This is a genomic window from Enterobacter sp. UPMP2061, assembly GCF_053709615.1.
The window spans coordinates 1-23,590 of the sequence record NZ_JBSKJP010000011.1; the positions used below are offsets into that span (position 1 = coordinate 1).

A 23,590-nucleotide genomic window follows, 5' to 3' on the forward strand; every position below is an offset into this window, starting at 1 on the left:
AATGACATTACACGCCGATATTACGTAGTTTCTCCCCTCTCATCAGCTTGCGTTCAATATGCTCCAGGGTCACGCCTTTGGTTTCCGGAATCAGCCAGAAGGTCACGCCGATAAACGCCACGTTCAGCACCGTATAGAGCCAGAAGGTGCCTGCCGCGCCAATCGCATCCAGCAGCGTCAGGAAGGTCGCGCCAATGATCATGTTCGACACCCAGTTGGTGGTGGTGGAACAGGTGATACCAAAGTCACGGCATTTCAGCGGCTGAATTTCAGAGCACAGGATCCACACCACCGGCGCGGCGCTCATCGCGTAACCGGCGATGCACATCATGGTCATGCCGACGGAGAGCCAGGAGAGGCCGCTGGACGCCGTGCCGTTATCGAACTGCATCAGGCAGTAGCCGAGTATTAAGGTGCCGAGCGCCATCACGCTAAAGCCAATTTTCAGGGCGGGTTTACGTCCGGCCTTATCAACGGTGAACACCGCGATAAAGGTGGCGAACATAAAGGTCAGCCCTACCACCAGCGTGGCGATCATCTGCTGTTCGGTGGTGGTAAAACCGGCCATTTTAAAGATGCGTGGGGCGTAATACATGATGATGTTCATCCCCGTGAACTGCTGCATCGCCTGTAACAGCATGCCGAGGAACACCGCGCGGCGCACGTTGCGGTTTGCCTTAAACAGCGACCAGCCGCCCTGCTTCAGCTTCAGGCTCTCGCGGATTTCGTTCAGCTCTTCACGCGCTTTTTCAGACGTGTCGCGCAGCATGCGCAGCACCTCTTCCGCCTCCACGTGACGCCCTTTTTGCGCCAGCCAGCGCGGGCTGTTCGGCAGGAAAATGACTAACACAATCAGCAGCACCGCAGGCAGCGCCAACACGCCAAGCATTGCCCGCCAGTTGCCGCTGTAGCTGAAGTATGTATCCGACAGGAACGCCAGCACGATACCGAGCGTCACCATCAGCTGGTACATGCTGATCATCTTCCCGCGCACGTTTTCACTCGCCATTTCGGAGAGGTAAAGCGGCGCGGTGTAGGACGCGATACCCACCGCCACGCCCAGCAGCACGCGGGAGAGCAGCAGCACTTCAACGTTGGTTGCAAACGCTGAACCAAGAGAGCCGGCAACAAACAGGATCGCCCCGACCATCAGGCTGTATTTGCGCCCGAGACGGAACGACAGCCAGCCGTTAAAGAGCGCGCCGATGGCCGCGCCGAGCATCATGCTGCTCACCACCCACTCTTGCAGGCGGTTGCTTAACGTAAAGTGGTCGGTAATAAAGGGCAGTGCGCCAGCGATAACGCCGATATCCAGACCAAACAGTAAACCGGCTACGGCGGCCGCAACAGAAACAAACTGGTTCATGCGTCGGGTATCGCGCAGCGCAGCGGGCATAAGGGTAGAGTCATTTACAGATGTCATAGTTTCCTGCCTCAACAGCGAAATTCGTTAAGTGAAATTACGAGATACCGGAAGAAAGTGTCAGGCCGGAACTGGTGAAGATATGGATTATTTCGCTACGACATACCGATCTGTGATGGACATTACAATTTCAAATCAGGGTGGTTTAACCTTATTTTTTATTAATTAGTTAATATTTAAGCAATAAATGTGTGACACCCGTCATTCATTCCTTTTCAGTATGGATTTTTCATCTTTAAGGATATGGATAAAGCCAATTTTGGCGCAAAAAAAACCTCCACCCGAGGGCAGAGGTTCTTTATTCGGGGTGAATTATCGTGCCAGCCAGCCGCCGTCAACGGCAACGGTGTAGCCGTTAATATAATCCGAAGCCGGGGACGCCAGGAACACAACCGGGCCCATCAGATCGCTCGGCAGACCCCAGCGACCCGCTGGAATACGCTCCAGGATTGCCGCGCTGCGCTCTTCATCCGCACGCAGCTGCTGGGTATTGTTGGTGGCCATGTAGCCCGGCGCAATCGCGTTGACGTTGATGTTGTGCTGCGCCCACTCGTTCGCCAGCAGACGGGTCACGCCCATCACGGCACTCTTCGATGCGGTGTAAGACGGCACGCGGATGCCGCCCTGGAAAGAGAGCATGGAGGCAATATTGATGATCTTGCCCCCTTTCCCCTGGGCGATGAAGTGCTTCGCAGCCGCCTGGGACATAAAGAACACGCTCTTGATGTTCAGATTCATCACGTCGTCCCAGTCCGTTTCGCTGAAGTTAATCGCGTCTTCACGACGGATCAGGCCGGCGTTGTTGACCAGAATATCGATATGCCCAAACTCCGCCACCGCGCGATCCAGCAGCTCAGGGATCGCATCGATTTTGCGCAGGTCCGCGGTCAGGCTCAGGAAACGGCGGCCCAGTGCGGTAACGCGCTCGATGGTTTCCGTTGGCTCAACGATGTTAATCCCGACGATATCGCAGCCCGCTTCAGCCAGACCTAACGCCATACCCTGCCCCAGCCCGGTGTCACAACCGGAAACCACAGCCACTTTACCTTGCAGAGAAAATGCATCCAGAATCATGTTTATTCCTTAATCGTTCAGCGCCTGTCAGCAACAGGCAGATATATACTTAACTGCCTGCGACTAGCGTAGATCCTTAACAGCGACGTGGTCCATGTCATCGAAGACCTGGTTTTCACCGACCATACCCCAGATAAAGGTATAGGCTTTCGTTCCCACGCCAGAGTGGATGGACCAGCTCGGCGAAATGACCGCCTGCTCGTTGTGCATAACGATATGGCGCGTCTCCTGCGGCTGTCCCATCATGTGGAACACGCAGGCGTCTTCATCCATGTTGAAATAGAAGTAGACCTCCATGCGGCGCTCGTGGGTATGGCACGGCATGGTGTTCCACAGGTTGCCCGGCGCAAGTTCGGTCAGCCCCATGCTGAGCTGACAGGTTTCCAGCACATCCGGAACAAAGTATTTGTTGATGGTGCGACGGTTGCTGGTGAGGTTATCGCCAAGGGTCACCGGGGCAACATCCGCTGGCGTGACTTTTTTGGTAGGGTAAGTCGTATGAGCCGGGGCGCAGTTGTAGTAAAACTTCGCCGGTTTGCTGCCATCAATGCTGGCGAACACCACTTCTTTCGCCCCTTTGCCGACGTACAGCGCGTCGCGGTGACCAATTTCGTAGCACTGGCCATCAACGGTAATGGTGCCCGGCCCGCCGATGTTAATCACGCCCAGTTCACGGCGTTCGAGGAAGTAGCTCACGCCCAGCTGTTTGCCCACTTCACCGCCCACGGAGACGGTTTTCGCCACCGGCATAATCCCGCCCACAATAATGCGGTCAATATGGCTGTAGAGCATGGTGTACTTGTCGGCTTCGAACACTTGCTCAACTAAAAACTCACTGCGCAGCCCCTGAGTATCCAGCGTTTTAGCGTGCGCACTGTGGATGCTTTGTCTGACGTCCACGTAAACCTCCAGAATTGATCGTGCCCGAAGGCAAAGATAATTAACGAAACAACGTTCCGTTTTCGTGATGAACACATATTATCCCCTGATCACGGGGTTTTCAATTGCATTTAAAACAACGTTTCATTTTTTCTGCTTGTTTATGCCAGAAATGGTGTTTCGATCACGATAAATCTTTAAGACCCTCAATCTGGTTAATGAAACTGAGAAAGTGCGCTGTCAGTCACACATAATGAAACAACGTTTTGATAATTTATCACCTAGTTTTCAACCTACATTACGCGTTCAAAGGAGTGCATTATGGCTAAAGGTATGCGGGTCAAGCTGAACTATGAGGTCAGCCGCGATCCGGATACAGGCGTGGAAGTCACCCGCCTGACCCCACCGGAAGTAACCTGTCATCGCAACTACTTTTACCAGAAGTGCTTCTTTAACGATGGCAGCCACCTGCTGTTCGCCGGGGAGTTCGACGGTCACTGGAACTATTACCTGTTGGATCTGAAAAAAGCCGAAGCGGTACAGTTGACCGAAGGCGCGGGCGATAACACCTTTGGCGGTTTCCTCTCTCCGGATGATAAATCCCTCTACTATGTGAAGAACGATCGCACCCTGCTGGAGGTGAATTTACAGACGCTGGCAGAGCGCGAAGTGTACCGCGTCCCGGAAGAGTGGGTCGGCTACGGCACCTGGGTCGCGAACAGCGACTGCACCAAACTGGTGGGTATTGAGATTGCCAGACGTGACTGGACGCCACTCAACGACTGGAAAATTTTCCACGACTTCTTCCACAAAGGGCCGCACTGCCGCCTGCTGCGCGTTGATCTGAAAACGGGTGAAAGCACCACCATTCATGACGAGAAGATCTGGCTGGGACATCCGATATATCGCCCGTTCGATGACAATACCGTGGCCTTCTGTCATGAAGGGCCGCACGACCTGGTCGACGCCCGCATGTGGCTGGTCAACGAAGATGGCAGCAACGTGCGGAAAGTGAAAACGCACGCGGAAGGTGAAAGCTGTACACATGAATTTTGGGTGCCGGACGGGTCCGCGCTGATCTACGTTTCTTACCTGAAAGGTCAGCAAGGGCGCACAATCTCCCGCTTCAACCCGGACACCGGCGTGAATGAAGCGGTAATGAATATGCCCGCCTGTTCGCACCTGATGAGCAACGTCGACGGCACCCTGCTGGTTGGCGACGGCTCCGGTACGCCTGTCGATGTGAAAGACACCGGCGGCTACACCATTGATAACGATCCTTATCTGTATGCCTTTGACGTGGCGAAGAAAGCCTGTTACCGCATCGCCCGTCATGACACCTCATGGGCTACGGTGGCGAACAGCCGCCAGGTAACCCACCCGCATCCGTCCTTCACGCCGGACGAAAAAGCGGTGCTGTACAGTTCCGATAAAGACGGCAAACCGGCCCTCTATATCGCGAAACTCCCCGAGCAACCTGAAATGTTGCATGTCTGATTTGAGTTAGTGTTTCTGTAACTGGCCTTGCCCTCCGATTCGGAGGGCTTTTTTTTGGGTGATTGCGCGGCGCTTTTTGCCGGGTGGCGCTTCGCTTACCCGGCCTACGAAACGACGGAGTGGAAGGAAGGTGTAGGCCGGGTAAGCGAAGCGCCACCCGGCGGTTTTAGCGAAGAAGATAAATTATCAGAAGGAGTACGCCACGCCTAAACGGAACCGGGTCTGGCGTTCGTCCGTGTCTTTAACCCCCACGTTGCCCACCTCCACATACGGCGCCCAGTTTTTATCCCATTTGTAGGCCAGCTTGGCGTTATATTCGTTGGAATAATCTTTATTGTTATTTCGGGCCACGCCTTCAGAACTTTTCGCGTAAACATAGTTCAGCTCGGTACGCCAGTCACCTAATACCCAACCGACCCACGCATCGCCACGGTTAACTTTATCATCGTCCTTATTTGAGCTTGACGGGTAGCGGGTATATTCGTAACGGTAACGCGCAGCCACGTAGAAGCCATTATCGAAGCTATATTGCACATGCAGATTCGGTTTATAAATGGTGCGACTGTCTGTGCTTTCAATCGTAAACGCAGGGGTCAGGGCAATATTGTCTGTCGCTTTCCAGCGCCAGCTAATCTGATCTTCGTGACCGTTCCCCACTACATCCGCGAATGGCTGATCTGCCTTGTCCCCGCCTGATTTCCACTTCGCCTCGACTGAAAAACCGAAGCCATTATCAAAGCGGTGCGAGACGGCAACACGGTCGGCATTCGAGCCGCTGTCAATATATTCGTGACGCAGATCGATGGTAACGGCGCTAGCCGCAAAAGAGGCACTAATAAGGGAAGCAAGGAGCAGAGATTTCTTAAACATGAAAAAACCCTCAATTAAAATAACGTTTCGTTTTTATGAAACTTGAGTTTATTTTTTATGCACCGTTATTTTAGTGACAAGGATCGAAATTATTTGTTTCATTTTTTTTGGCAAAGATTGACGTGAACCCCATCAACAAAAAAAGGGTATTAACCGTAAATTTCAGGCGTGAGATCACATTAAGCACTTCACAAAGCAAATAATTAACCGCGCAATAATTATTGCGGGCTTCAGAAAGAACGCATAAGTGTTAAAAAAGGATTCTGCGGACACAAAAAAACCTCCCGTGGGAGGTTTCTGTGCGCAGAGGGAGAAATTACCGTTCGATAGCCAGGGCCACCCCCTGCCCCCCGCCAATACATAGCGTTGCGATCCCTTTTCGGGCGTTACGCTTTTTCATTTCGTGGACCAGCGACACCAGAATGCGGCAGCCGGAGGCGCCAATGGGATGGCCCAGCGCGATGGCTCCGCCGTTGACGTTGACCCGCAGCGGATCCCATTCCAGCATTTTCCCGACCGAGATCGCCTGTGCAGCAAAAGCTTCGTTGACCTCAATCAGATCCACATCGTTCAGCTCCCAGCCCGCCCGCTCCAGGCAGCGGCGCGTGGCATAGACCGGGGCGATCCCCATTAACGCGGGATCAACGCCCACGCTGGCAAACGCTTTGATCCGCGCCAGCACCGGCAGCGCCAGCTCCTGGGCTTTGCTTTCACTCATCATCATCACCGCCGCCGCACCGTCGTTAATGGATGAGGCGTTGCCTGCCGTTACGGAACCGAGCGTTTCAAAGGCCGGATCGAGTTTTGCCAGCCCTTCTGCGCTGGCATCGGTGCGCGGCTGCTCGTCGGTATCGACGATGAGCGCTTCACCGTTCTGGCGCTGGGTACTGACCGGGACAATTTCATCGCGAAAACGCCCGGAGTCGATCGCTGCACGCGCTTTTTGCTGTGAGCTGAGGGCATATGCATCCTGAAGCTCGCGGCTGATACCGTATTCCCGCGCCAGGTTTTCCGCCGTTACGCCCATATGGTAGTCGTTGAAGGCGTCCCACAGCCCGTCGTGAACCAGGCTGTCAAGCAGCTGACTATTCCCGAGCTGCGCGCCGGTCCGGCTGTCGGTCAGGACATGCGGGGCGCGGCTCATATTCTCCTGCCCGCCAGCAATGACCACGTCCGCTTCACCGCACTGGATGGCCTGCGTCGCAAGATGGAGCGCTTTCAAACCTGAACCACAGACGTCGTTGATGGTAATTGCCGAAACGGTATTAGGCAGGCCGCCCTTCAGCGCCGCCTGGCGCGCAGGGTTTTGTCCCGCGCCAGCGGTCAGCACCTGGCCCAGGATCACCTCATCAATTTCATGTGCGGCAATCCCGCTGCGTTCCACCAGCGCTCTTACCACCACGCTGCCAAGATCAACCGCAGAGTGACGCGCAAGCGCTCCCTGAAAACAGCCGATAGCCGTACGTAACGCACCCACTATAACGACATCTTTCATCACGACCTCTGTGCAAAATGACATGACGATAGTAGAGGATTGTTATCAACAATTGACCCAAATGTTTAAAAATAGTGAGTTTAGTCACAGGATTATCGTGCGTCCTGTAAGTACTGGCGCAGCCAGCTTCCGGCGACGCCGGGCGGGGTTCGTTTGTTCCATACCAGATCGATGGCAATCGACCTCGGCCAGCCCGGCACGTTCAGCTGAACCAGCGATTTCGACGCGGCAAATTCGTCGACCAGCGCGCAGGGTAACGCGCACCAGCCAAAGCCCTGTACCGCCATGCTCAGCAGTAACAGATAATTCGGCGCAGACCAGACCGGCCCGCGCGAAAGGGGCGCTTCCCGTTCAAGATAGGTGCTCAACCGCAGCTCGCGCCAGCCATGCAGCTCGTCCGCCTGCGTCTCATGTTGCCCTGCCAGAGGATGTCCGGCAGAAACGTAGATGGCCATCCGCGTCTGCATAGGCAGACGGGTCGCGCCAATATCGGTCGGGTAGCTGTCGCGCGCTTCCGTCAGGCCAATTTGCGCCCGCTCCTTTTGCAGCAGATCGATCACGTCCTCCTCTTCTCCAATCAGGCACTCAAATTCCGTGTGCGGAAAACGCTGGTCGAACTGGCTCATCATCTCTTCCAGCACGGCCGGGTTAAGCGTATCGGAGAGAACAAAGGTAAAACGCGCCTCCGTTTGCGCGGTTAACGATACGGCCAGCTCATCCAGGCGCGCGCTGGCGGCGAGTATCGACTGGACATAGCCCAGCACCTGTTCACCCTGGGCGGTTAATACCGGGTGACGCGCCGAGCGATCGAACAGCTCAAAGCCAAGGTCAGCTTCAAGGTTGGCGATGGAGGTGCTGATGGTGGACTGGCTTTTACGCAGCCGCCGTGCCGCAGCAGAAAACGAACCTGCGGCGACAGTTTCAACAAACGCGGTCAGTGCTTCGGGAGAGTAACGCATGATGTATCTACTTTATCGATGGATACCATCTTTTATATATCACCTTAAACGATAAGAATAGGCCGCATCAACGCCCATACTGGCGTCAATATGAGGTAAATATGCAACATCAGGATGCACTCCAACGTAAATTGCCGGAGCGGATCTTCCATGCCGTCTGTTTTGAAGGCATTGCTACGGCGATCCTCGCCCCGACGGCCGCGTGGCTAATGCAGCGCTCGGTGGTAGAAATGGGGGGTCTCACCATTATTCTGGCGACCACGGCAATGCTCTGGAACATTATCTATAACTTTGGCTTCGACCGTTTCTGGCCCGTCCAGCGGGTGAAGCGCACGGCGAAAGTGCGCGCCCTGCATGCCCTGGGTTTTGAATGCGGCTTTATTGTGATTGGCGTAACCATCGTTGCCGCCGTGCTGGGCGTGACGCTGCTACAGGCTTTTACCCTGGAAATTGGTTTCTTCCTGTTCTTCCTGCCGTACACCATGCTCTACAACTGGGCGTACGACACCCTGCGGGAGAAAATCATCAAGCGCCGCCAGCAACGACGCGCCCTGGCAAGCGAATAACCTTCCGGCCGGAGACCTGCTCCGGCCCACCCCCTGCGAAGCAACGGCGACCTCAACGCATAATTATGGTAAATTGCACTCCTTTTTGTTCGTTTTATAGTTGATACGTTGCTCTAATGTCGAAAATTTGGTCAAAAGAAGAGACTCTCTGGAGTTTCGCCCTCTACGGCACTGCCGTGGGCGCAGGAACCCTGTTCTTGCCCATTCAGCTCGGCTCTGCTGGCGCGATTGTCCTGCTGATCACCGCCCTTGTGGCGTATCCCTTAACCTACTGGCCGCATAAAGCGCTGGCGCAATTTATTCTGTCGTCGAAGACGAAAGGCAACGAAGGGATCACCGGTGCCGTTTCGCATTACTACGGCAAAAAGATCGGCAACCTGATCACCACACTCTATTTTGTGGCCTTCTTTGTGGTAGTTCTGATTTACGCGGTGGCGATAACCAACTCACTCACTGAACAGCTGGCGAAACGGATGACGGTGGATACCGGCATGCGGATGCTGGTGAGCTTTGGCGTAGTGCTGATTTTGAATCTGATCTTCCTGATGGGGCGGCACATCACCATTAAGGTGATGGGTTTCCTTGTCTTTCCGCTGATCGCCTATTTCCTGTTTGTCTCGCTGTATCTGACGGGCAGCTGGCAGCCGTCGCTGCTGACCAGCCAGATGGCCTTCGACCAGCATACGCTGCACCAGGTGTGGATTTCGATCCCGGTGATGGTTTTCGCTTTTAGCCATACTCCGATCATCTCGACCTTCGCCGTAGACCGTCGCGAGAAATACGGTGAAGAGGCGATGGGTAAATGCAAAAAAATCATGAAAGTGGCGTACCTGATCATCTGCCTCAGCGTGCTGTTCTTTGTGTTCAGCTGCCTGCTTTCGATTCCACCGTCGTATATCGTGGCGGCAAAAGAGGAAGGGGTGACGATCCTGTCCGCTCTTTCGATGATGCCATCGTCCCCGGCATGGCTGGTCATTTCCGGCATTATCGTGGCGATTATTGCGATGTCGAAATCGTTCCTCGGCACCTATTTTGGCGTGATTGAAGGGGCAACGGAAATTGTGAAATCGTCGCTGAATCAGGTGGGTGTGAAGAAAAGCCGCGCCTTTAACCGCGCGATTTCGATTCTCGGCGTGTCGCTGATTACCTTTGCGGTCTGCTGCATCAACCCGAATGCGATCTCAATGATTTATGCCATCAGCGGTCCGCTTATCGCCATGATCCTGTTCATCATGCCGACGCTGTCGACGTACCTGATCCCGTCATTAAAACCGTACCGCTCCTTCGGTAACCTGCTGACGCTGATTGTGGGTGTGCTGTGTGTGTCGGTGATGTTTGTGGGTTGAGTATGCTGCCCGGCGCAATGCCGGGCATCTGTTTTACGCCCGAATATCGTCATACTCCCGCGTATTATCAAACTCATGCTTCGCAAATGGACACAGCGGGATAATTTTACGATTCTCACCGCGCATCTTCTCTACCACCTTCGCCACCAGCTGTTTACCCACACCCTGCCCTTTCAGGCTCGGATCCACATCGGTGTGCTCAATGATGCTCAGATGCTCGCCGGTCGGGACAAAGACGATCTCCGCTACCTGATTGCCTTCGGCGTTGTTGACGTAAAACTTGTTATGGCCTTCAAGAATTTCCATGGTTCCTCGCTTATTTTTGGCGGTACTTCAGCGCACCGCTCGGGCAGGTATCAATTACGCGCATAACCGTTTCTGCATCTACTTCATCCGGCGCGATCCATGGTTTACGCTTCAGATCGAACAGCTTCGCGCTGCCGCGCACGCAGTTGCCCGAGTGTTTGCAGATCCCGGTGTTGAAGTAGACATCGATTTTCTCACCGGTATAGGCCCGGTACCCCGCATCCAGTAGCTCCTGATCCATGACATTGCCTCTGTAATTATTGTGGTGACAAAAGAAGCATACCCTCACCCGATCCGCCTGACCACGTCAAAAACGAGGTTTAGCCACACTCTTTTCAGCGCATGACTTCTTCACGTTCATAGGATTATTCCGAATACAAGAACACCCGTTGCGAAGATATATTTTTGCGCTGTGTCAATTCTTGTAATAATTCACGCCACGTTCACATTAGGATTATTAGCTAAGCGCAATCTTAACCTCCGGATTTATTTTCATCTAACTGATGGATTTCCCATCCGTTTTTAAAACTCGTAACGAAGCGGTATTTCTTCACTCCCTGCAAAATTACCGCAAAACAACCCAGACAAGAAATTTGACTCTTCTCACATAACGACTAATGTTAATTTCTGAACGACAACTGATACGAATTACTTATCGTATCTCCTGACATAAACGCAACATGAGGGTTGATATATGGCAGAGCAACATCGTGGTGGTTCCGGTAATTTCGCTGAAGACCGTGAAAAGGCATCAGAAGCTGGACGTAAAGGCGGCCAGCACAGCGGCGGTAATTTCAAAAACGATCCGCAACGCGCATCTGAAGCGGGTAAGAAAGGGGGACAGAGTAGTCACGGCGGAGGCCGTAAATCTGATAACTCCTGATCTTATTTAAAGCTCTTATAAATATACCGAGAGCATGCTGCGGGCCCGTCGGCTCGCAGTACCTTCCCTTTATTTCACTGGAGCGAAAATATGAATATGAAAACTGTTGAAGATGTATTTATTCACCTGTTATCCGACACCTACAGCGCTGAGAAGCAGCTGACCCGCGCGCTAAGCAAATTAGCTCGCGCCGCATCCAGCGAGAAGCTGAGTGCCGCGTTCACGGCTCACCTCGAAGAGACGCAGGGACAGATCGAACGTATCGATCAGATTATTGAGCAGGAATCCGGTCTCAAACTGAAGCGCATGAAATGCGTTGCGATGGAAGGCTTAATTGAAGAAGCCAACGAAGTTATTGAGAGCACTGAGAAAAATGAAGTGCGTGACGCTGCATTAATTGCCGCAGCTCAGAAAGTTGAACATTACGAAATTGCCAGCTATGGCACCCTGGCCACCCTGGCTGAACAATTAGGCTATAAAAAAGCCGTTAAACTTCTTGCCGAAACGCTGGAAGAAGAAAAAGAAACCGATCTCAAATTAACCGATCTGGCTGTCGGTAATATTAATCAAAAAGCCCAGAAAGGATAATTAATATCTGATGAGCATCAGCACCAAAAATTAACCAGAAAATAAATCACAGGAGTTAATTATGAATCATGTAGAACACTACCATGATTGGCTACGCGATGCCCATGCGATGGAAAAGCAAGCCGAATCCATGCTGGAATCAATGGCCAGCCGTATTGATAATTATCCCGACTTACGTGCACGAATTGAACAACATGTTAATGAAACTAAACACCAAATTACCGTGCTGGAAGAAATTCTCGACCGCAATGATATTTCCCGTTCGGTCATAAAAGATTCCATGAGTAAAATGGCGGCGCTCGGCCAGTCCATTGGCGGCATGTTCCCTTCCGACGAAATTGTTAAAGGCTCTATCAGCGGCTACGTTTTTGAGCAGTTTGAAATTGCCTGCTACACCTCTCTGCTGGCTGCGGCCAAACAAGCGGGCGATACCGCCTCCATTCCAGCCCTTGAATCCATTCTGGAAGAAGAGCGCCAGATGGCAGACTGGCTGCTCCAGCATATTCCACAGACGACGGAACAGTTCCTGCTGCGCTCCGACGCGGACGGCGTTGAAGCTAAAAAATAACGAAATAGGGAGAATGTATGTTTCGACACGTAAAACAGCTGCAATACACGGTACGCGTAGCCGAACCGAATCCGGGCCTGGCCAATCTTCTGCTTGAGCAGTTTGGCGGGCCACAGGGCGAACTTGCCGCGGCATGTCGTTACTTTACGCAAGGATTAAGCGACGACGATCCCGGTCGTAAAGATATGCTGATGGATATCGCGACCGAGGAGTTAAGTCACCTGGAAATTATCGGCACCCTGGTGGGTATGCTCAATAAGGGTGCGAAAGGCGAACTGGCGGAAGGCGTTGAAAATGAAGCGGAACTGTACCGCTCCATGACCGAGAACGGCAACGACAGTCATATCACCTCCCTGCTCTACGGCGGCGGTACTCCGCTTACTAACTCCGCAGGCGTACCGTGGACGGCGGCGTACGTGGATACCATTGGCGAACCGACCGCGGATCTGCGCTCTAACATAGCGGCCGAGGCGCGCGCCAAAATTATCTACGAACGGCTTATTAACGTAACGGACGATCCGGGTGTTAAAGATGCGCTGGCGTTTTTAATGACGCGTGAGGCAGCACACCAGCTCTCGTTTGAGAAGGCACTCCAGTCGATCCGTAACAATTTCCCACCGGGTAAATTGCCGCCAATCGAAGAGTACACCAACAAGTACTACAATATGTCTGAGGGGGGAGAAGTTCGCGGCAGCTGGAACAGCGATAAGCACTTCGACTACGTGGAATCTCCTCAGCCAGCGGTCGATGGCGGTGACGGCGGCGCAAGCGTAACGCTCACTACAGAGCAGGAAACGCTGGTCAAAGCGATGTGCGCACGCACGAAATCCGACCCTAATGCCGATCCGCTTACCGGTGCCGAGCTTGGCGCAGGTAAGAAAAAACCGTAACCGGTTTTGCCAGGCAGCCTGAGGCTGTCTGGCAATGCCTTGTGCGCTATCAGTTCCAGAGGTACGGAGCATGTTCGAGCTTGATGCGTTTCATCTGGCCAGGATACAGTTCGCCTTTACCGTCTCTTTTCATATTCTCTTCCCGGCGATCACCATCGGGCTTGCGAGCTATCTGGTGGTTCTCGAAGGCATGTGGCTTCGCACCAAAAATGATGTCTGGCGCTCGCTATACCATTTCTGGCTGAAAATTTTCGCCGTCAACTTTGGTATGGGCGTGGTTTCCGGGCTGGTCATGGCTTACCAGTTTGGGACTAACTGGAGCGGCTTTTCCCAGTTCGCAGGCAGCATAACCGGCCCTCTGCTCACCTATGAAGTACTAACCGCCTTCTTCCTGGAAGCTGGTTTCTTAGGCGTGATGCTGTTCGGCTGGAACAAGGTCGGCCCCGGCCTGCACTTCTTTGCCACCTGCATGGTGGCGCTGGGCACGCTGATGTCCACTTTCTGGATCCTCGCCTCCAACAGCTGGATGCACACCCCGCAGGGCTTCAGTATTCAGAACGGTCAGGTCATTCCCGAAGACTGGCTGGCCATTATCTTTAACCCCTCATTCCCTTACCGCCTGATCCATATGTCCATCGCCGCCTTCCTGTGCAGCGCCTTGTTTGTGGGCGCGTCCGGGGCATGGCATCTGCTGCGCGGTAACGATACGCCCGCTATTCGCACAATGTTCTCCATGGCCATGTGGATGGCGCTGCTGGTCGCGCCCATTCAGGCCGTGGTTGGGGATATGCACGGCCTGAATACGCTTGAGCACCAGCCTGCCAAAATCGCCGCGATTGAAGGCCACTGGGAAAACCCGCCCGGCGAGGCCACCCCGCTGCTGCTGTTTGGCGTACCGGATATGGAAGAGGAGCGCACCAAATACGGGCTTGAAATTCCCGCGCTCGGCAGCCTGATCCTGACGCACAGCCTGGATAAACAGGTCCCGGCGCTGAAGGATTTCCCGAAAGAGGACCGCCCTAACTCGCTCATCGTCTTCTGGTCCTTCCGCATTATGGTCGGCATGGGGCTGCTGATGATTACCCTTGGCGTGCTGAGCGTCTGGCTGCGCTATCGCCGTCGACTCTATCACTCGCGGCCATTCCACTGGTTTGCCCTCTGTATGGGGCCTGCCGGACTGCTCGCGCTGCTCGCCGGGTGGGTCACCACCGAAGTGGGCCGCCAGCCGTGGGTCGTTTACGGCTATCTGCGCACGATAGATGCGGTGTCTCTGCACAGTACGTTGCAGATGAGCATCAGCCTGCTGGCCTTTATCGTGGTCTACTGTTCGGTATTTGGCGTGGGTTATGTGTATCTCGCCCGGTTGATTAAGAAAGGTCCGCAGCCTGTGGGCACGCTAACGTCTAATACATCGGGCACCCCTGCCCGTCCGCTGTCCGCCGCCGAGTCTGTTCCGGAAGAGGAGAAGATCTGATGGGCGTCGATATCCCGGTCATCTGGTTTGCCATTATTGTCTTCGCCACGCTGATGTACATCATCATGGACGGTTTCGATCTCGGTATCGGCATGCTGTTCAGCTTTGTGGGCGATGCCAAAGAGCGCGACGTGATGGTGAACAGCGTCGCCCCGGTCTGGGACGGAAATGAAACCTGGCTGGTCCTCGGCGGCGCAGGGTTGTTCGGCGCGTTTCCGCTGGCCTACGCGGTAATAATCGATGCCCTGACCATCCCGCTGACGGCCATGCTGATCGGGCTTATTTTCCGCGGCGTGGCGTTTGAGTTTCGCTTTAAGGCGACCCCTTCACACCGCAAATTCTGGGACTACTCCTTTGCCGGCGGTTCCCTGCTGGCAACCTTCAGCCAGGGGATCGTGGTTGGCGCGATGATCAACGGCTTTGACGTGGAAGGGCGTCGCTTTGTGGGCTCCTCGCTGGACTGGTTCACCCCGTTTAATCTGTTCTGCGGGCTGGGCTTAAGTGTCGCCTATACCCTGCTGGCTACCACGTGGCTGATCATGAAAAGCGAAGGCGCGCTGCAATATCGGATGCGCGAGCTGACCCGCCACGTGCTGCTGGCGCTGATTGCCGTTATTGCGGTGGTAAGTATCTGGACCCCGCTCGGCTGGCAGTTTGTCGCCGAGCGCTGGTTTACTCTGCCTAACTTCTTCTGGTTCCTGCCAGTTCCGGTTCTGGTGGCGGTATTCAGCCTGTGGATCTGGCGGCTGACGCGCAATCCCGACAGCCATGCCCGTCCGTTCCTGTTAACGCTGGGCCTGATCTTCCTCGGCTTTAGCGGCCTGGGCATCAGCCTGTGGCCACACATTATTCCGCCGCACATCACCCTGTGGGAAGCCGCCGCGCCGCCTGCCAGCCAGCTGTTTATGCTGATTGGTACACTGTTAATCATCCCGGTGATCCTGGTTTATACCGCCTGGAGCTACTACGTCTTCCGGGGCAAAGTGTCTGATACCGAAGGTTATCATTAAGGATTGCTATGGCAGGCTGGCATACACGCGCCATTATTTACCAGATTGATACCGCCCTGTTTTACGATCTTAACGGCGATGGCTGTGGCGACATCGCCGGAATCACCGCGAAGCTGCGCTACATCCGCCGGATGGGCGCGACGGTTATCTGGATCACCCCGTTTTACCTCACGCCTTTTCTCGATGAAGGTTATGACGTGAGCGACCATTTGCAGGTCGATCCCCGCTTCGGCAAGCTCAACGATATCATCGCCTTTATTGAACAGGCGCGGGAGCTGGGGATGCAGGTCATTATTGAGCTGCTGATCCAGCATACCTCGGATGCGCATCCCTGGTTTCAACAGGCCCGCCGCAACCCCCAGTCACCCTACCGTGACTATTACCTGTGGTCCGACACGGACGACGACGATACGCCACCGATGTTCCCCGGCGTGGAGAAGAGCATCTGGACATGGGACGACGAGGCGGGGCAATACTACCGGCATATGTTTTATCACCACGAGCCGGATCTCAATCTGGCCTCCCCTGCGGTGCTAAAGGAGATTGAGAACATCATCATCTTCTGGCTAAAGCTCGGGGTGTCGGGCTTTCGCCTGGATGCGGCATCGCACCTGACAAAACAGGCCGGACGTGGGGATGAAAAACGCGGCCTGTGGATCCTGGAGCATCTGCGCCGTCTTATCGGGCAGCGTAACCCGGACGCGATCCTGCTCGGCGAAGTCGACGTGGAGGTCGAGGCCTACAAAGATTATTTTGGTCAGAACGACCGGCTCAACCTGGTGCTGAATTTCTGGCTCAATAAGTACTTTTACGTCAGCCTGGCAGAGAAGAGCGCACGACCGCTGCGCAACGCGGTGAAGAAGATGATTGTGCCGCCGGACTCCTGCTGCTTCGCCAACTGGCTGCGCAATCATGATGAGCTGGATCTGGAAGGGATAGGAAAAAAAGCGAAGCAGACCGTCATCGATACCTTTGCCCCTGACGAAGAGATGAGTGTGTATCAGCGAGGTATCCGCCGCCGTCTGGCGCCGATGCTTAATGGCGATCGAAAGCGGCTGGCCTTTTGCCATGCGGTCTTGTTTTCGCTACCGGGCGTACCGGTCATGCGCTACGGGGATGAGATTGGCATGGGGGATGATTTGGATCTTGAGGAGCGTTACGCCGTACGCACCCCGATGCAGTGGGCCGGATCGCAAGGCGGCGGTTTCTCAGATGCCGACCCGGAAACTTTTGTCGCCCCGATGATTGACCACGGCCCGTACCGCTATCAAAAAATCAACGTGGCGGATTCGCTGTTGCACCGCAACTCACTCCTGCACTGCATTATCGATATCGCCAATACGCGCTCGGAGTTCCCTGAGATCGGCGTCGCGCCGTTTCGTCTTATTAATATCGACAGCGATGCGGTACTGGGGATCTATTACGAAACCGACACGCGCAGCATTCTGACCTTCGTTAACTTCAGCGATAAGCCCGTTAATTTTACCGCCAGAGGGATCCGGCATGCGACCTGGACCGCCTGCCTGGCGGACAAACGCTACGACGACGCGCTGGTGTGCGGCAAAACCGTCGCGCTTAACCTCAGCGGCTATGGCTACCGCTGGTTCTGGACCGATCGTACCGCACTGCGCTGATTATCGTCTCCGCGAGAGCAGCAGACGGGCCACGATCGCGCCCGTGACGGCAAGGGAGCCGAGCAGCACTTTCCCCGGCATGCCGGAGGTGACGCTGATAGCGCGCTCTTTTGCTTCGTCGGTGAAGTGCCCGTGGATTTTATGCAGGTCGTTGACCGGCTGATCCAGATAGTCCTGACGGTCATCCGCATTTAACGTATCGGTCATCTGCCCTTCCCAGGCCTTTTTAACCATCAGCCGATCCAGAAAGCCGGGGAAAAGAAATTGCCCGACAATCGACTGGACGGTGCTGCTGCCCACCCACAGTTCCCGCACCGGTTTCTGCGCCACCTTAAAAATAGCGCTGGCAGCTACTTCCGGCTGAAAAACGGGAGGAACCGGGCGCATCGCCCAGGCAAATTTATTCCTCGCCCACTCGAACTGCGGCGTATTGAGGCCTGGCATCTGTACCATTGCGATCTGCACCCGGCTGTTTTCATGCATCAGTTCGGTGCGCACGGCATCGGTAAATCCGCGGATTGCGGCTTTCGCCCCGCAGTAGGCTGACTGCAAGGGAATGGAGCGGTAGGCCAGCGCGGAGCCAACCTGAATAATCGTTCCGCGATCGCGTGGGGTCATTAACTCCAGCGCGGCGCGGGTGCCGTTAACATACCCCAGATAGGTCACCTCGGTGACGCGGCGAAACTCCTCAGGCGACATGGTGCGAAACGGCGCCAGCATCCCGCCCATGGCGTTATTCACCCACACATCGATGGCCCCAAGCCGGTATTCAATCTCGTTAGCAGCATCGGTCACCGCCTTGCTGTCCGCCACGTCGGCCTGAACGGCGCAGGCGTTGATCCCGAAACGGCGCAACTCCTCTTCTGTGGAGCGCAGGCTCTGCTCGTCGCGGGCAATGATGCCCACATCGTAGCCCGCCTTGGCAAAGTGCAGCGCCGTGGCTTTCCCCACGCCCGCCGTACCGCCGGTAATAACGATCACAGCCATAGCCTTTCCCCTTGTTTCAGACGTTATCCCAGCCGGAGAGTATTTCGATCAGTTCAGACAGGGAATAACGCACCGCTTTATCCACCACATCCTGACATTCACCGGAAAACAGCACGGTGCGGGTTTCCGTCTGCCCGCGAATATTCCAGCCGAAGCAGACCGTACCGGCTGCGGTGCCATCGTCTCCGCCTTCCGGTCCCGCATACCCGCTGATGGCAAGGCCGATATCCGCCTCGGCAATTTCGCGAATTTTAGCGGCCATCTCGGTCACCGTTTGTTCACTGACGGCGGTGAAGCGCTCAATGGTTTCGTGCCGCACGCCGAGGATCCTCTCCTTCGCCGCATCGCTGAACACCACCATGCCAACGTCATAAAATTCCGCCGTGTTCTCTTCGGCACAAAGCGCAACCGCGAGGTTGCCCCCGGTACAGGACTCTGCGGTAGTTAACCGCAAACCTCTGTCCGTAAGCTGAGTGGCGAGCTTTTTCGTCAGCTCGCTGATGGTGCTGTTGCTGTCGTGAATAAGATTGCTCATCGCATTGCCCCTTAATTTTCGTCAGGAATAATAGAAATATGACCATTACGCTCAAGAATAGCGTATTTAATCTCCTTCAATTCTGTAATACCGTGATTCTGGCGGGCTGATACCAATATATCATCACAGGATACATCGACCTTTTTCAGTTTATCGGCAAGGGGAACACCGTTCTCCACCAATATCACCGGCGTGCCATCAAGAATATTCTCAACGGTGGAAAAATATTTCTTCAGCAGGCCAAAAATAATATCAACCACCACCAGCGTTGTTATTGTAATCATCGCACCGGTGACGGAGAAATCTTCACCAAGCAGCGCCTGTTGTGTCGCCTCACTGATAATTAAGAGCAAAATAAGGTCAAAACTGGTCATTTGTAGCAGGGCGCGTCGCCCGGCAACTTTAAACACAATGACCAGAAACAGGTAAATTGCCAGGGCACGAAAAACCATGTCCATATTCGACTCCTAGGGGTAAATAAACTGCCAGAAATGGATATCTGGCTCGTTGTTTACGCGGATGCTGTTTGTCCACTTCCCTGCTTTTGACGGCGTGATAAATAACAAAACGGTAAATTTATCGGTCTGTTGTAAACGATCGTAGACGAGAAACAGGGTATTCCCCCGGCTGTACATACTGTCCGGCTGTGGCCAGACGCTGCCGGGCTCATATGCGTCGCTGCTTTCGCTGGTCAGGCTGAGGGTATATTTCCCCTCAGACGTCACCGGAAACGTCACCGCCATCCGCGATTCGGTCTGGCGGCGACCGAAGCGCTCATAGTTCAGGGTCAGGGATTTTGCATCGTTTGTTTTCTCCACGTCGCTGACCACGCCGCTTGAAAACAGCCCGGCAATTGCCGCCACGATAATAGCTAACAGCACAATAAAACCCACCTGGCGAAATGCGTACTCAAACGTCAGTAAACGGCTACTCTCTTTTATCCCAGGCACTTTTTCATTTTTTGGTTCCATGGCTGTCGTCACCGTTTCGCTTAATTGCCGAAATTTTTGATTTTTCTGTGTAAATGCTTTTAAGACTTATCACATTTGCCACATAAAGGAATAGCAACAATACTTAATAAGTCAAGACATCCAAAATGAAGGATATCAGATGAAATTATCAGTGATTTCAGCCTTGTTAATATTAATTATCCCTTCTGCATGGGCAGATAATAACGGCGGGTTACAAAAGGGTGACGCGCCGCCACCGCCACATGCGCTGGACAGCGGTTATCGTGGTACCGATGATGCGCGCATTATGACCATTACTCAGGCGAAAGAGATGCATGATGGCGCCTCTATTTCACTGCGCGGCAATCTTATTGACGGCAATGGCGATAAATACGTATTCCAGGATAAAACAGGGAAAATCGACGTTATTATCCCGAAAGCCGTATTTGACGACAGAACCGTGGAACCTGACAACATGATCAGTATTAGCGGCTCGCTCGATAAAAAATCCTCCCCACCCGTAGTGCGGGTCAGCCACTTGCAAAAATAATTCAGCGAAGCGTTAACGCTGTAACTATCCATCAAATCTCACCCCTAACAAGGAGTTAGCTATGAGTGATAATGAACAACGTACGAACGCTTACCCAACGCCACCTTTCCCGGAGCAGCCTCAGACGCCACCGGGCCTGGCCTCTGAGATGGAACCCGTACCCGACCACGGCGAGAAGAGCTACAAAGGGCACGGTCGTCTTGCAGGTAAGAAGGCGCTAATTACCGGGGGCGATTCCGGCATCGGACGCGCGGTAGCCATTGCCTATGCCCGCGAAGGGGCAGACGTCGCCATTAACTATTTGCCGGAAGAGGAAGAAGACGCAGCGGAAGTCATCGCCCTGATTAAAGCGGAAGGACGGAACGCCGTCGCGCTTCCGGGCGATGTGCGGGATGAAACTTTTTGTCAGAACCTGGTAGAGCAGGCCGTCTCAAAACTGGGCGGGCTGGATATCCTGGTGAATAACGCAGGCCGCCAGCAGTATCGTGAGTCGCTGGAAGAACTGACCACGGAAGATTTTGACGCGACCTTTAAGACCAACGTCTATGCGCCTTTCTGGATCACAAAGGCGGCGTTGCACCACATCAAAGCCCCTGCTTCCATCATTAACACCTCATCTGTACAGGCGGTGAAACCGAGCGCCGTACTGCTTGACTATGCGCAGACCAAAGCCTGTCTCGCGGTGTTCACCAAAGCGCTGGCGAAACAACTGGGACCGAAGGGAATCCGCGTGAATGCGGTAGCGCCGGGACCTTACTGGACCGTGCTTCAGCCCAGCGGTGGGCAGCCACAGGAAAAAGTGAAACACTTTGGCGAGAGTACCCCTCTGGGACGCCCGGGACAGCCCGTGGAGATCGCACCGCTGTATGTCACCCTGGCCTCGGATGAGTGTTCATACACCTCCGGGCAGGTGTGGTGTTCAGACGGCGGGGATGGCGTCATCTAGCGCTCAAGGCGCGCAGAGTGTAGGCCGGGTAAGGCGAAGCCGCCACACCCGGCAAACTGTTGCAGGCGAATGCTAAAGGGCTGCGAAAGCAGCCTTTTTTACGTTTAAGGGGTGACGACAGGAAACCAGAAGCTGAAGCTCTCCATGCAGCGCAGCATTTCGTTCACCTTCGCGGCATTGCCGACGACCGTCACCTCTCCTGCCTGTTGCGCCTTTTTCAGCGTGGTCTCTTTGAGGATGATTTTATTCAGCGTTTCGCGGCTGAGCGTGATGGTTGCATCCGGATCTTGTGCCTGAGCGTTGGCGCTATGGTTCAGCACGCCATTCTCCAGCTCCAGCTTGTACCTGCCGCCCTCGCGGCCCAGATCAACGTTAAAAATCCCTCTGGCAGTCGCGGCTATGACGCCATTAAGGTGAACGCCGAAGTAGTCAAAAATCATCTCAGTCGACATGGCACGGACCGCATCCGGGCTGGCGGTATTGGGTGTCGGCATCCTCTTCACGCCGTTACGCAACTCCTGCGCACCGGTGAGGTAGGCGTTACGCCAGGGTCCTGACTCAGCCTGGTATCCCAGCTGTTCAAACGCGTCCGCTTCCAGTTCGCGCGCCGCCTTATTATTGGGATCGGCAAAAACGACTTTATTCATCACCTGCGCCACCCAGCGGTAATTTCCCCGGGCATAATCAACCCGGGCTTTTTCAAGGATCGCGCGGGCTCCGCCCATGTAATCGACATATTTTTTCGCCGCCTCGACCGGAGGCAGTTCATTGAGCGTCGCCGGATTGCCGTCGAACCAGCCAAGATAGTAGACATAGGTGGCTTTGACATTGTTGCTTACCGAGCCGTAATAGCCACGGCCTGCCCAGGATTTCGCCAGCCCGTAAGGCAGGGCGAAATTAGCGGCTATCTCATCCCTCGTCAGCCCTTTATTCGCCAGCCTCAGCGTCTGGTCGTTGATATAGCGGTAGATATCACGCTGGCTTTTCATCAGCTTCACCACTTTCTTATTACCCCATGTGGGCCAGTGGTGCTGCGCGATAATAATTTCCGCTTTATCCCCCCAACGATCGAGGGCGTTATTGATGTATTTTGACCATGCCAGCGGATCGTGTATTTTCGCCCCGCGCAGCGAGTAAGTATTGTGCAGGGTGTGAGTGACGTTCTCTGCTGCTTCAATCAGCTTTTTCTCTACCACATACCAGAGCATTTCAGACGGCGCTTCCGACCCCGGCGCCAGCATAAAATCATAGGTGAGACCGTCGATGATCTCTTTCTGCCCGTCTTTGGTAATGGCGTGAGTGGGCGCGATAAGCGTGACCGTCCCGGCTGAGGTGGTCGTTCCCAGCCCCGCCCCTACCTGACCTTTTACATTGGCCTTTAACAGGTTTCCGTAGATATAACTGGCACGGCGGCTCATGGCATTTCCGGCCATGATATTTTCCGATACCGCCTCTTCCATAAAATCTGCTGGAGCATAGACTTTCACTTTGCCGGTCATCACTCCCGCTTCATCGACTACGCCACGCACGCCGCCATAATGATCGACATGACTATGGGTATAAATAACGGCAACAACCGGGCGTTTGCCACGATGTTGAACGTAAAGATCTATGCCCGCTTTGGCCGTTTCCGCAGACACCAGCGGATCGATAACCGTGATCCCCTCTTTGCCCTCTATAATCGTCATATTCGACAGATCGAGGTTGCGGATCTGGTAGACGCCTTCCGTGACCTCAAACAGACCGCCAATATTATTCAGCTGCGCCTGACGCCACAGGCTCGGGTTGACGGTATCCGGCGCTTTTTGCCCTTCTTTGATAAAAGCGTATTTCTGGGGGTTCCAGATAACGGCGCCTTTTTCGCCTTTAATCACCGCGGGTGGCAGCGGGGCAATAAAGCCTTTGTGCGCATTCCGGAAATCGGTCTTATCAAAGAAGGGCAGTTGACCATAAAGTGCATCATTCATCTCTTTCGTATGGGCAGTGGCTCCCTTCCCTTCCTTTTGTGCCAGGACAGGCAATGAGGTCAACGAGACTAATAGCAGACCAGCAACGGCCATCGCACTAACGAGCGTTTTAAATTTCATACTTCCTCGAGGAGTTATATTCACGCTGGCGGTACATGGGGGGAAAGGAGGCTATCACCAGGCTTATCTTTAA

The 23,590-nt window shown here is 54.2% G+C and carries 25 protein-coding genes; 12 read left to right on the forward strand and 13 right to left on the reverse strand.

Features of this window, described 5'->3' with window-relative positions; all coding sequences use genetic code 11:
- Nucleotides 1-7: 7 nt before the first annotated feature.
- The 3 genes from araE to kduI form a co-directional block, all read right to left on the reverse strand.
- Nucleotides 8-1,423 carry an arabinose-proton symporter AraE gene (gene araE, locus ACWKXX_RS17860; RefSeq protein ID WP_023304357.1) on the reverse strand — a complete coding sequence of 472 codons (1,416 nt, stop codon included), beginning with the start codon at nt 1,421-1,423 and terminating at the stop codon, nt 8-10.
- Between the two features lie 312 nt (nt 1,424-1,735).
- Complete coding sequence (gene kduD / locus ACWKXX_RS17865) at nt 1,736-2,497, reverse strand: 2-dehydro-3-deoxy-D-gluconate 5-dehydrogenase KduD (RefSeq protein ID WP_003862835.1); 762 nt, start codon at nt 2,495-2,497, stop codon at nt 1,736-1,738.
- A gap of 63 nt (nt 2,498-2,560) precedes the next feature.
- Nucleotides 2,561-3,397, reverse strand: coding sequence for a 5-dehydro-4-deoxy-D-glucuronate isomerase (kduI, locus tag ACWKXX_RS17870; protein ID WP_023304358.1), 837 nt, complete (start codon nt 3,395-3,397; stop codon nt 2,561-2,563).
- A 300-nt stretch (nt 3,398-3,697) separates the two neighbouring features.
- On the opposite strand from kduI, the gene ACWKXX_RS17875 reads away from it, so the two are divergent.
- Nucleotides 3,698-4,873 (forward strand): oligogalacturonate lyase family protein, encoded by a 1,176-nt coding sequence (locus tag ACWKXX_RS17875; protein ID WP_023304359.1) that lies wholly within the window; start codon nt 3,698-3,700, stop codon nt 4,871-4,873.
- 186 nt (nt 4,874-5,059) lie between these two features.
- Here ACWKXX_RS17875 and ACWKXX_RS17880 read toward each other — a convergent pair whose 3' ends face one another.
- The 3 genes from ACWKXX_RS17880 to ACWKXX_RS17890 all read right to left on the reverse strand — a co-directional run bounded on the left by ACWKXX_RS17880 (nt 5,060) and on the right by ACWKXX_RS17890 (nt 8,197).
- Nucleotides 5,060-5,743 carry an oligogalacturonate-specific porin KdgM family protein gene (locus ACWKXX_RS17880; protein WP_023304360.1) on the reverse strand — a complete coding sequence of 228 codons (684 nt, stop codon included), beginning with the start codon at nt 5,741-5,743 and terminating at the stop codon, nt 5,060-5,062.
- Nucleotides 5,744-6,059: 316 nt separating this feature from the next.
- Nucleotides 6,060-7,238 (reverse strand): acetyl-CoA C-acetyltransferase, encoded by a 1,179-nt coding sequence (locus ACWKXX_RS17885; RefSeq protein ID WP_015571770.1) that lies wholly within the window; start codon nt 7,236-7,238, stop codon nt 6,060-6,062.
- A gap of 92 nt (nt 7,239-7,330) precedes the next feature.
- A complete protein-coding gene (locus tag ACWKXX_RS17890) occupies nt 7,331-8,197 on the reverse strand; it encodes a LysR family transcriptional regulator (RefSeq protein ID WP_015571771.1) in 867 nt (288 codons plus the stop codon).
- Nucleotides 8,198-8,298: 101 nt separating this feature from the next.
- On the opposite strand from ACWKXX_RS17890, the gene ACWKXX_RS17895 reads away from it, so the two are divergent.
- Both ACWKXX_RS17895 and ACWKXX_RS17900 read left to right on the forward strand, forming a co-directional pair.
- A complete protein-coding gene (locus ACWKXX_RS17895) occupies nt 8,299-8,763 on the forward strand; it encodes a multidrug/biocide efflux PACE transporter (RefSeq protein WP_022651793.1) in 465 nt (154 codons plus the stop codon).
- Between the two features lie 116 nt (nt 8,764-8,879).
- Complete coding sequence (locus ACWKXX_RS17900; protein ID WP_126804753.1) at nt 8,880-10,109, forward strand: amino acid permease; 1,230 nt, start codon at nt 8,880-8,882, stop codon at nt 10,107-10,109.
- A 33-nt stretch (nt 10,110-10,142) separates the two neighbouring features.
- Here the strand turns inward: ACWKXX_RS17900 and ACWKXX_RS17905 are convergent, their stop codons facing one another.
- Complete coding sequence (locus ACWKXX_RS17905; RefSeq protein WP_032654874.1) at nt 10,143-10,415, reverse strand: GNAT family N-acetyltransferase; 273 nt, start codon at nt 10,413-10,415, stop codon at nt 10,143-10,145.
- Nucleotides 10,416-10,425: 10 nt separating this feature from the next.
- The gene (yjdI, locus tag ACWKXX_RS17910) at nt 10,426-10,656 is read right to left on the reverse strand and encodes a 4Fe-4S mono-cluster protein YjdI (RefSeq protein ID WP_015571774.1); all 231 of its coding nucleotides are present in this window, start codon (nt 10,654-10,656) and stop codon (nt 10,426-10,428) included.
- A gap of 453 nt (nt 10,657-11,109) precedes the next feature.
- On the opposite strand from yjdI, the gene ACWKXX_RS17915 reads away from it, so the two are divergent.
- The 7 genes from ACWKXX_RS17915 (at nt 11,110) to ACWKXX_RS17945 (ending at nt 17,462) form a co-directional block, all read left to right on the forward strand.
- Nucleotides 11,110-11,298, forward strand: coding sequence for a con-10 family general stress protein (locus ACWKXX_RS17915; protein WP_015571775.1), 189 nt, complete (start codon nt 11,110-11,112; stop codon nt 11,296-11,298).
- A gap of 90 nt (nt 11,299-11,388) precedes the next feature.
- The gene (locus ACWKXX_RS17920) at nt 11,389-11,886 is read left to right on the forward strand and encodes a YciE/YciF ferroxidase family protein (protein ID WP_003862851.1); all 498 of its coding nucleotides are present in this window, start codon (nt 11,389-11,391) and stop codon (nt 11,884-11,886) included.
- 61 nt (nt 11,887-11,947) lie between these two features.
- Complete coding sequence (locus ACWKXX_RS17925; protein ID WP_017382870.1) at nt 11,948-12,454, forward strand: ferritin-like domain-containing protein; 507 nt, start codon at nt 11,948-11,950, stop codon at nt 12,452-12,454.
- A gap of 17 nt (nt 12,455-12,471) precedes the next feature.
- Nucleotides 12,472-13,344: a manganese catalase family protein gene (locus ACWKXX_RS17930; RefSeq protein WP_015571777.1), complete on the forward strand. Its 873-nt coding sequence runs from the start codon at nt 12,472-12,474 to the stop codon at nt 13,342-13,344.
- A gap of 70 nt (nt 13,345-13,414) precedes the next feature.
- Nucleotides 13,415-14,818 (forward strand): cytochrome ubiquinol oxidase subunit I, encoded by a 1,404-nt coding sequence (locus tag ACWKXX_RS17935; RefSeq protein ID WP_017382872.1) that lies wholly within the window; start codon nt 13,415-13,417, stop codon nt 14,816-14,818.
- Nucleotides 14,818-15,828, forward strand: a complete 1,011-nt coding sequence (gene cydB, locus ACWKXX_RS17940) for a cytochrome d ubiquinol oxidase subunit II (protein ID WP_261666037.1) — start codon at nt 14,818-14,820, stop codon at nt 15,826-15,828. Before ACWKXX_RS17935 ends, cydB begins: the two co-directional genes overlap by 1 nt.
- Before the next feature lie 8 nt (nt 15,829-15,836).
- Nucleotides 15,837-17,462: an alpha-amylase family protein gene (locus ACWKXX_RS17945; protein WP_017382873.1), complete on the forward strand. Its 1,626-nt coding sequence runs from the start codon at nt 15,837-15,839 to the stop codon at nt 17,460-17,462.
- Here ACWKXX_RS17945 and ACWKXX_RS17950 read toward each other — a convergent pair whose 3' ends face one another.
- Genes ACWKXX_RS17950 through ACWKXX_RS17965 form a run of 4 tightly spaced genes read right to left on the reverse strand, consistent with a single transcriptional unit; the run spans nt 17,463 to nt 19,955 of the window.
- Entirely contained in the window at nt 17,463-18,449 is a 987-nt protein-coding gene (locus ACWKXX_RS17950) for an SDR family oxidoreductase (RefSeq protein ID WP_040118062.1), read from the reverse strand.
- 16 nt (nt 18,450-18,465) lie between these two features.
- Nucleotides 18,466-18,984: a 2-oxo-tetronate isomerase gene (locus ACWKXX_RS17955; RefSeq protein ID WP_003862863.1), complete on the reverse strand. Its 519-nt coding sequence runs from the start codon at nt 18,982-18,984 to the stop codon at nt 18,466-18,468.
- A gap of 11 nt (nt 18,985-18,995) precedes the next feature.
- Nucleotides 18,996-19,442 carry a DUF421 domain-containing protein gene (locus ACWKXX_RS17960; RefSeq protein ID WP_006811854.1) on the reverse strand — a complete coding sequence of 149 codons (447 nt, stop codon included), beginning with the start codon at nt 19,440-19,442 and terminating at the stop codon, nt 18,996-18,998.
- 9 nt (nt 19,443-19,451) lie between these two features.
- The gene (locus ACWKXX_RS17965) at nt 19,452-19,955 is read right to left on the reverse strand and encodes a hypothetical protein (RefSeq protein WP_261666035.1); all 504 of its coding nucleotides are present in this window, start codon (nt 19,953-19,955) and stop codon (nt 19,452-19,454) included.
- Between the two features lie 139 nt (nt 19,956-20,094).
- On the opposite strand from ACWKXX_RS17965, the gene ACWKXX_RS17970 reads away from it, so the two are divergent.
- Together ACWKXX_RS17970 and ACWKXX_RS17975 are read left to right on the forward strand one after the other, a co-directional pair.
- Nucleotides 20,095-20,484: a YdeI family stress tolerance OB fold protein gene (locus tag ACWKXX_RS17970; protein WP_047051834.1), complete on the forward strand. Its 390-nt coding sequence runs from the start codon at nt 20,095-20,097 to the stop codon at nt 20,482-20,484.
- A gap of 61 nt (nt 20,485-20,545) precedes the next feature.
- Nucleotides 20,546-21,430, forward strand: coding sequence for an SDR family oxidoreductase (locus tag ACWKXX_RS17975; protein ID WP_261666033.1), 885 nt, complete (start codon nt 20,546-20,548; stop codon nt 21,428-21,430).
- Between the two features lie 104 nt (nt 21,431-21,534).
- Here ACWKXX_RS17975 and ACWKXX_RS17980 read toward each other — a convergent pair whose 3' ends face one another.
- Entirely contained in the window at nt 21,535-23,517 is a 1,983-nt protein-coding gene (locus tag ACWKXX_RS17980; RefSeq protein ID WP_261666032.1) for an alkyl/aryl-sulfatase, read from the reverse strand.
- Nucleotides 23,518-23,590 lie beyond the last annotated feature (73 nt).

Bases quoted from the DNA above. Each gene is read 5' to 3' on its own strand.
- ACWKXX_RS17930 (WP_015571777.1), top strand. From the start codon at position 12,472: ATGTTTCGACACGTAAAACAGCTGCAATACACGGTACGCGTAGCCGAA.
- ACWKXX_RS17880 (WP_023304360.1), bottom strand. From the start codon at position 5,743: ATGTTTAAGAAATCTCTGCTCCTTGCTTCCCTTATTAGTGCCTCTTTT.
- ACWKXX_RS17915 (WP_015571775.1), top strand. From the start codon at position 11,110: ATGGCAGAGCAACATCGTGGTGGTTCCGGTAATTTCGCTGAAGACCGT.
- ACWKXX_RS17980 (WP_261666032.1), bottom strand. From the start codon at position 23,517: ATGAAATTTAAAACGCTCGTTAGTGCGATGGCCGTTGCTGGTCTGCTA.
- ACWKXX_RS17905 (WP_032654874.1), bottom strand. From the start codon at position 10,415: ATGGAAATTCTTGAAGGCCATAACAAGTTTTACGTCAACAACGCCGAA.
- ACWKXX_RS17965 (WP_261666035.1), bottom strand. From the start codon at position 19,955: ATGGAACCAAAAAATGAAAAAGTGCCTGGGATAAAAGAGAGTAGCCGT.
- ACWKXX_RS17960 (WP_006811854.1), bottom strand. From the start codon at position 19,442: ATGGACATGGTTTTTCGTGCCCTGGCAATTTACCTGTTTCTGGTCATT.
- ACWKXX_RS17875 (WP_023304359.1), top strand. From the start codon at position 3,698: ATGGCTAAAGGTATGCGGGTCAAGCTGAACTATGAGGTCAGCCGCGAT.
- ACWKXX_RS17890 (WP_015571771.1), bottom strand. From the start codon at position 8,197: ATGCGTTACTCTCCCGAAGCACTGACCGCGTTTGTTGAAACTGTCGCC.
- ACWKXX_RS17900 (WP_126804753.1), top strand. From the start codon at position 8,880: ATGTCGAAAATTTGGTCAAAAGAAGAGACTCTCTGGAGTTTCGCCCTC.
- ACWKXX_RS17955 (WP_003862863.1), bottom strand. From the start codon at position 18,984: ATGAGCAATCTTATTCACGACAGCAACAGCACCATCAGCGAGCTGACG.
- ACWKXX_RS17920 (WP_003862851.1), top strand. From the start codon at position 11,389: ATGAATATGAAAACTGTTGAAGATGTATTTATTCACCTGTTATCCGAC.
- cydB (WP_261666037.1), top strand. From the start codon at position 14,818: ATGGGCGTCGATATCCCGGTCATCTGGTTTGCCATTATTGTCTTCGCC.
- ACWKXX_RS17950 (WP_040118062.1), bottom strand. From the start codon at position 18,449: ATGGCTGTGATCGTTATTACCGGCGGTACGGCGGGCGTGGGGAAAGCC.
- yjdI (WP_015571774.1), bottom strand. From the start codon at position 10,656: ATGGATCAGGAGCTACTGGATGCGGGGTACCGGGCCTATACCGGTGAG.
- ACWKXX_RS17935 (WP_017382872.1), top strand. From the start codon at position 13,415: ATGTTCGAGCTTGATGCGTTTCATCTGGCCAGGATACAGTTCGCCTTT.
- ACWKXX_RS17895 (WP_022651793.1), top strand. From the start codon at position 8,299: ATGCAACATCAGGATGCACTCCAACGTAAATTGCCGGAGCGGATCTTC.
- ACWKXX_RS17975 (WP_261666033.1), top strand. From the start codon at position 20,546: ATGAGTGATAATGAACAACGTACGAACGCTTACCCAACGCCACCTTTC.
- ACWKXX_RS17945 (WP_017382873.1), top strand. From the start codon at position 15,837: ATGGCAGGCTGGCATACACGCGCCATTATTTACCAGATTGATACCGCC.
- kduD (WP_003862835.1), bottom strand. From the start codon at position 2,497: ATGATTCTGGATGCATTTTCTCTGCAAGGTAAAGTGGCTGTGGTTTCC.
- araE (WP_023304357.1), bottom strand. From the start codon at position 1,423: ATGACATCTGTAAATGACTCTACCCTTATGCCCGCTGCGCTGCGCGAT.
- ACWKXX_RS17970 (WP_047051834.1), top strand. From the start codon at position 20,095: ATGAAATTATCAGTGATTTCAGCCTTGTTAATATTAATTATCCCTTCT.
- ACWKXX_RS17925 (WP_017382870.1), top strand. From the start codon at position 11,948: ATGAATCATGTAGAACACTACCATGATTGGCTACGCGATGCCCATGCG.
- ACWKXX_RS17885 (WP_015571770.1), bottom strand. From the start codon at position 7,238: ATGAAAGATGTCGTTATAGTGGGTGCGTTACGTACGGCTATCGGCTGT.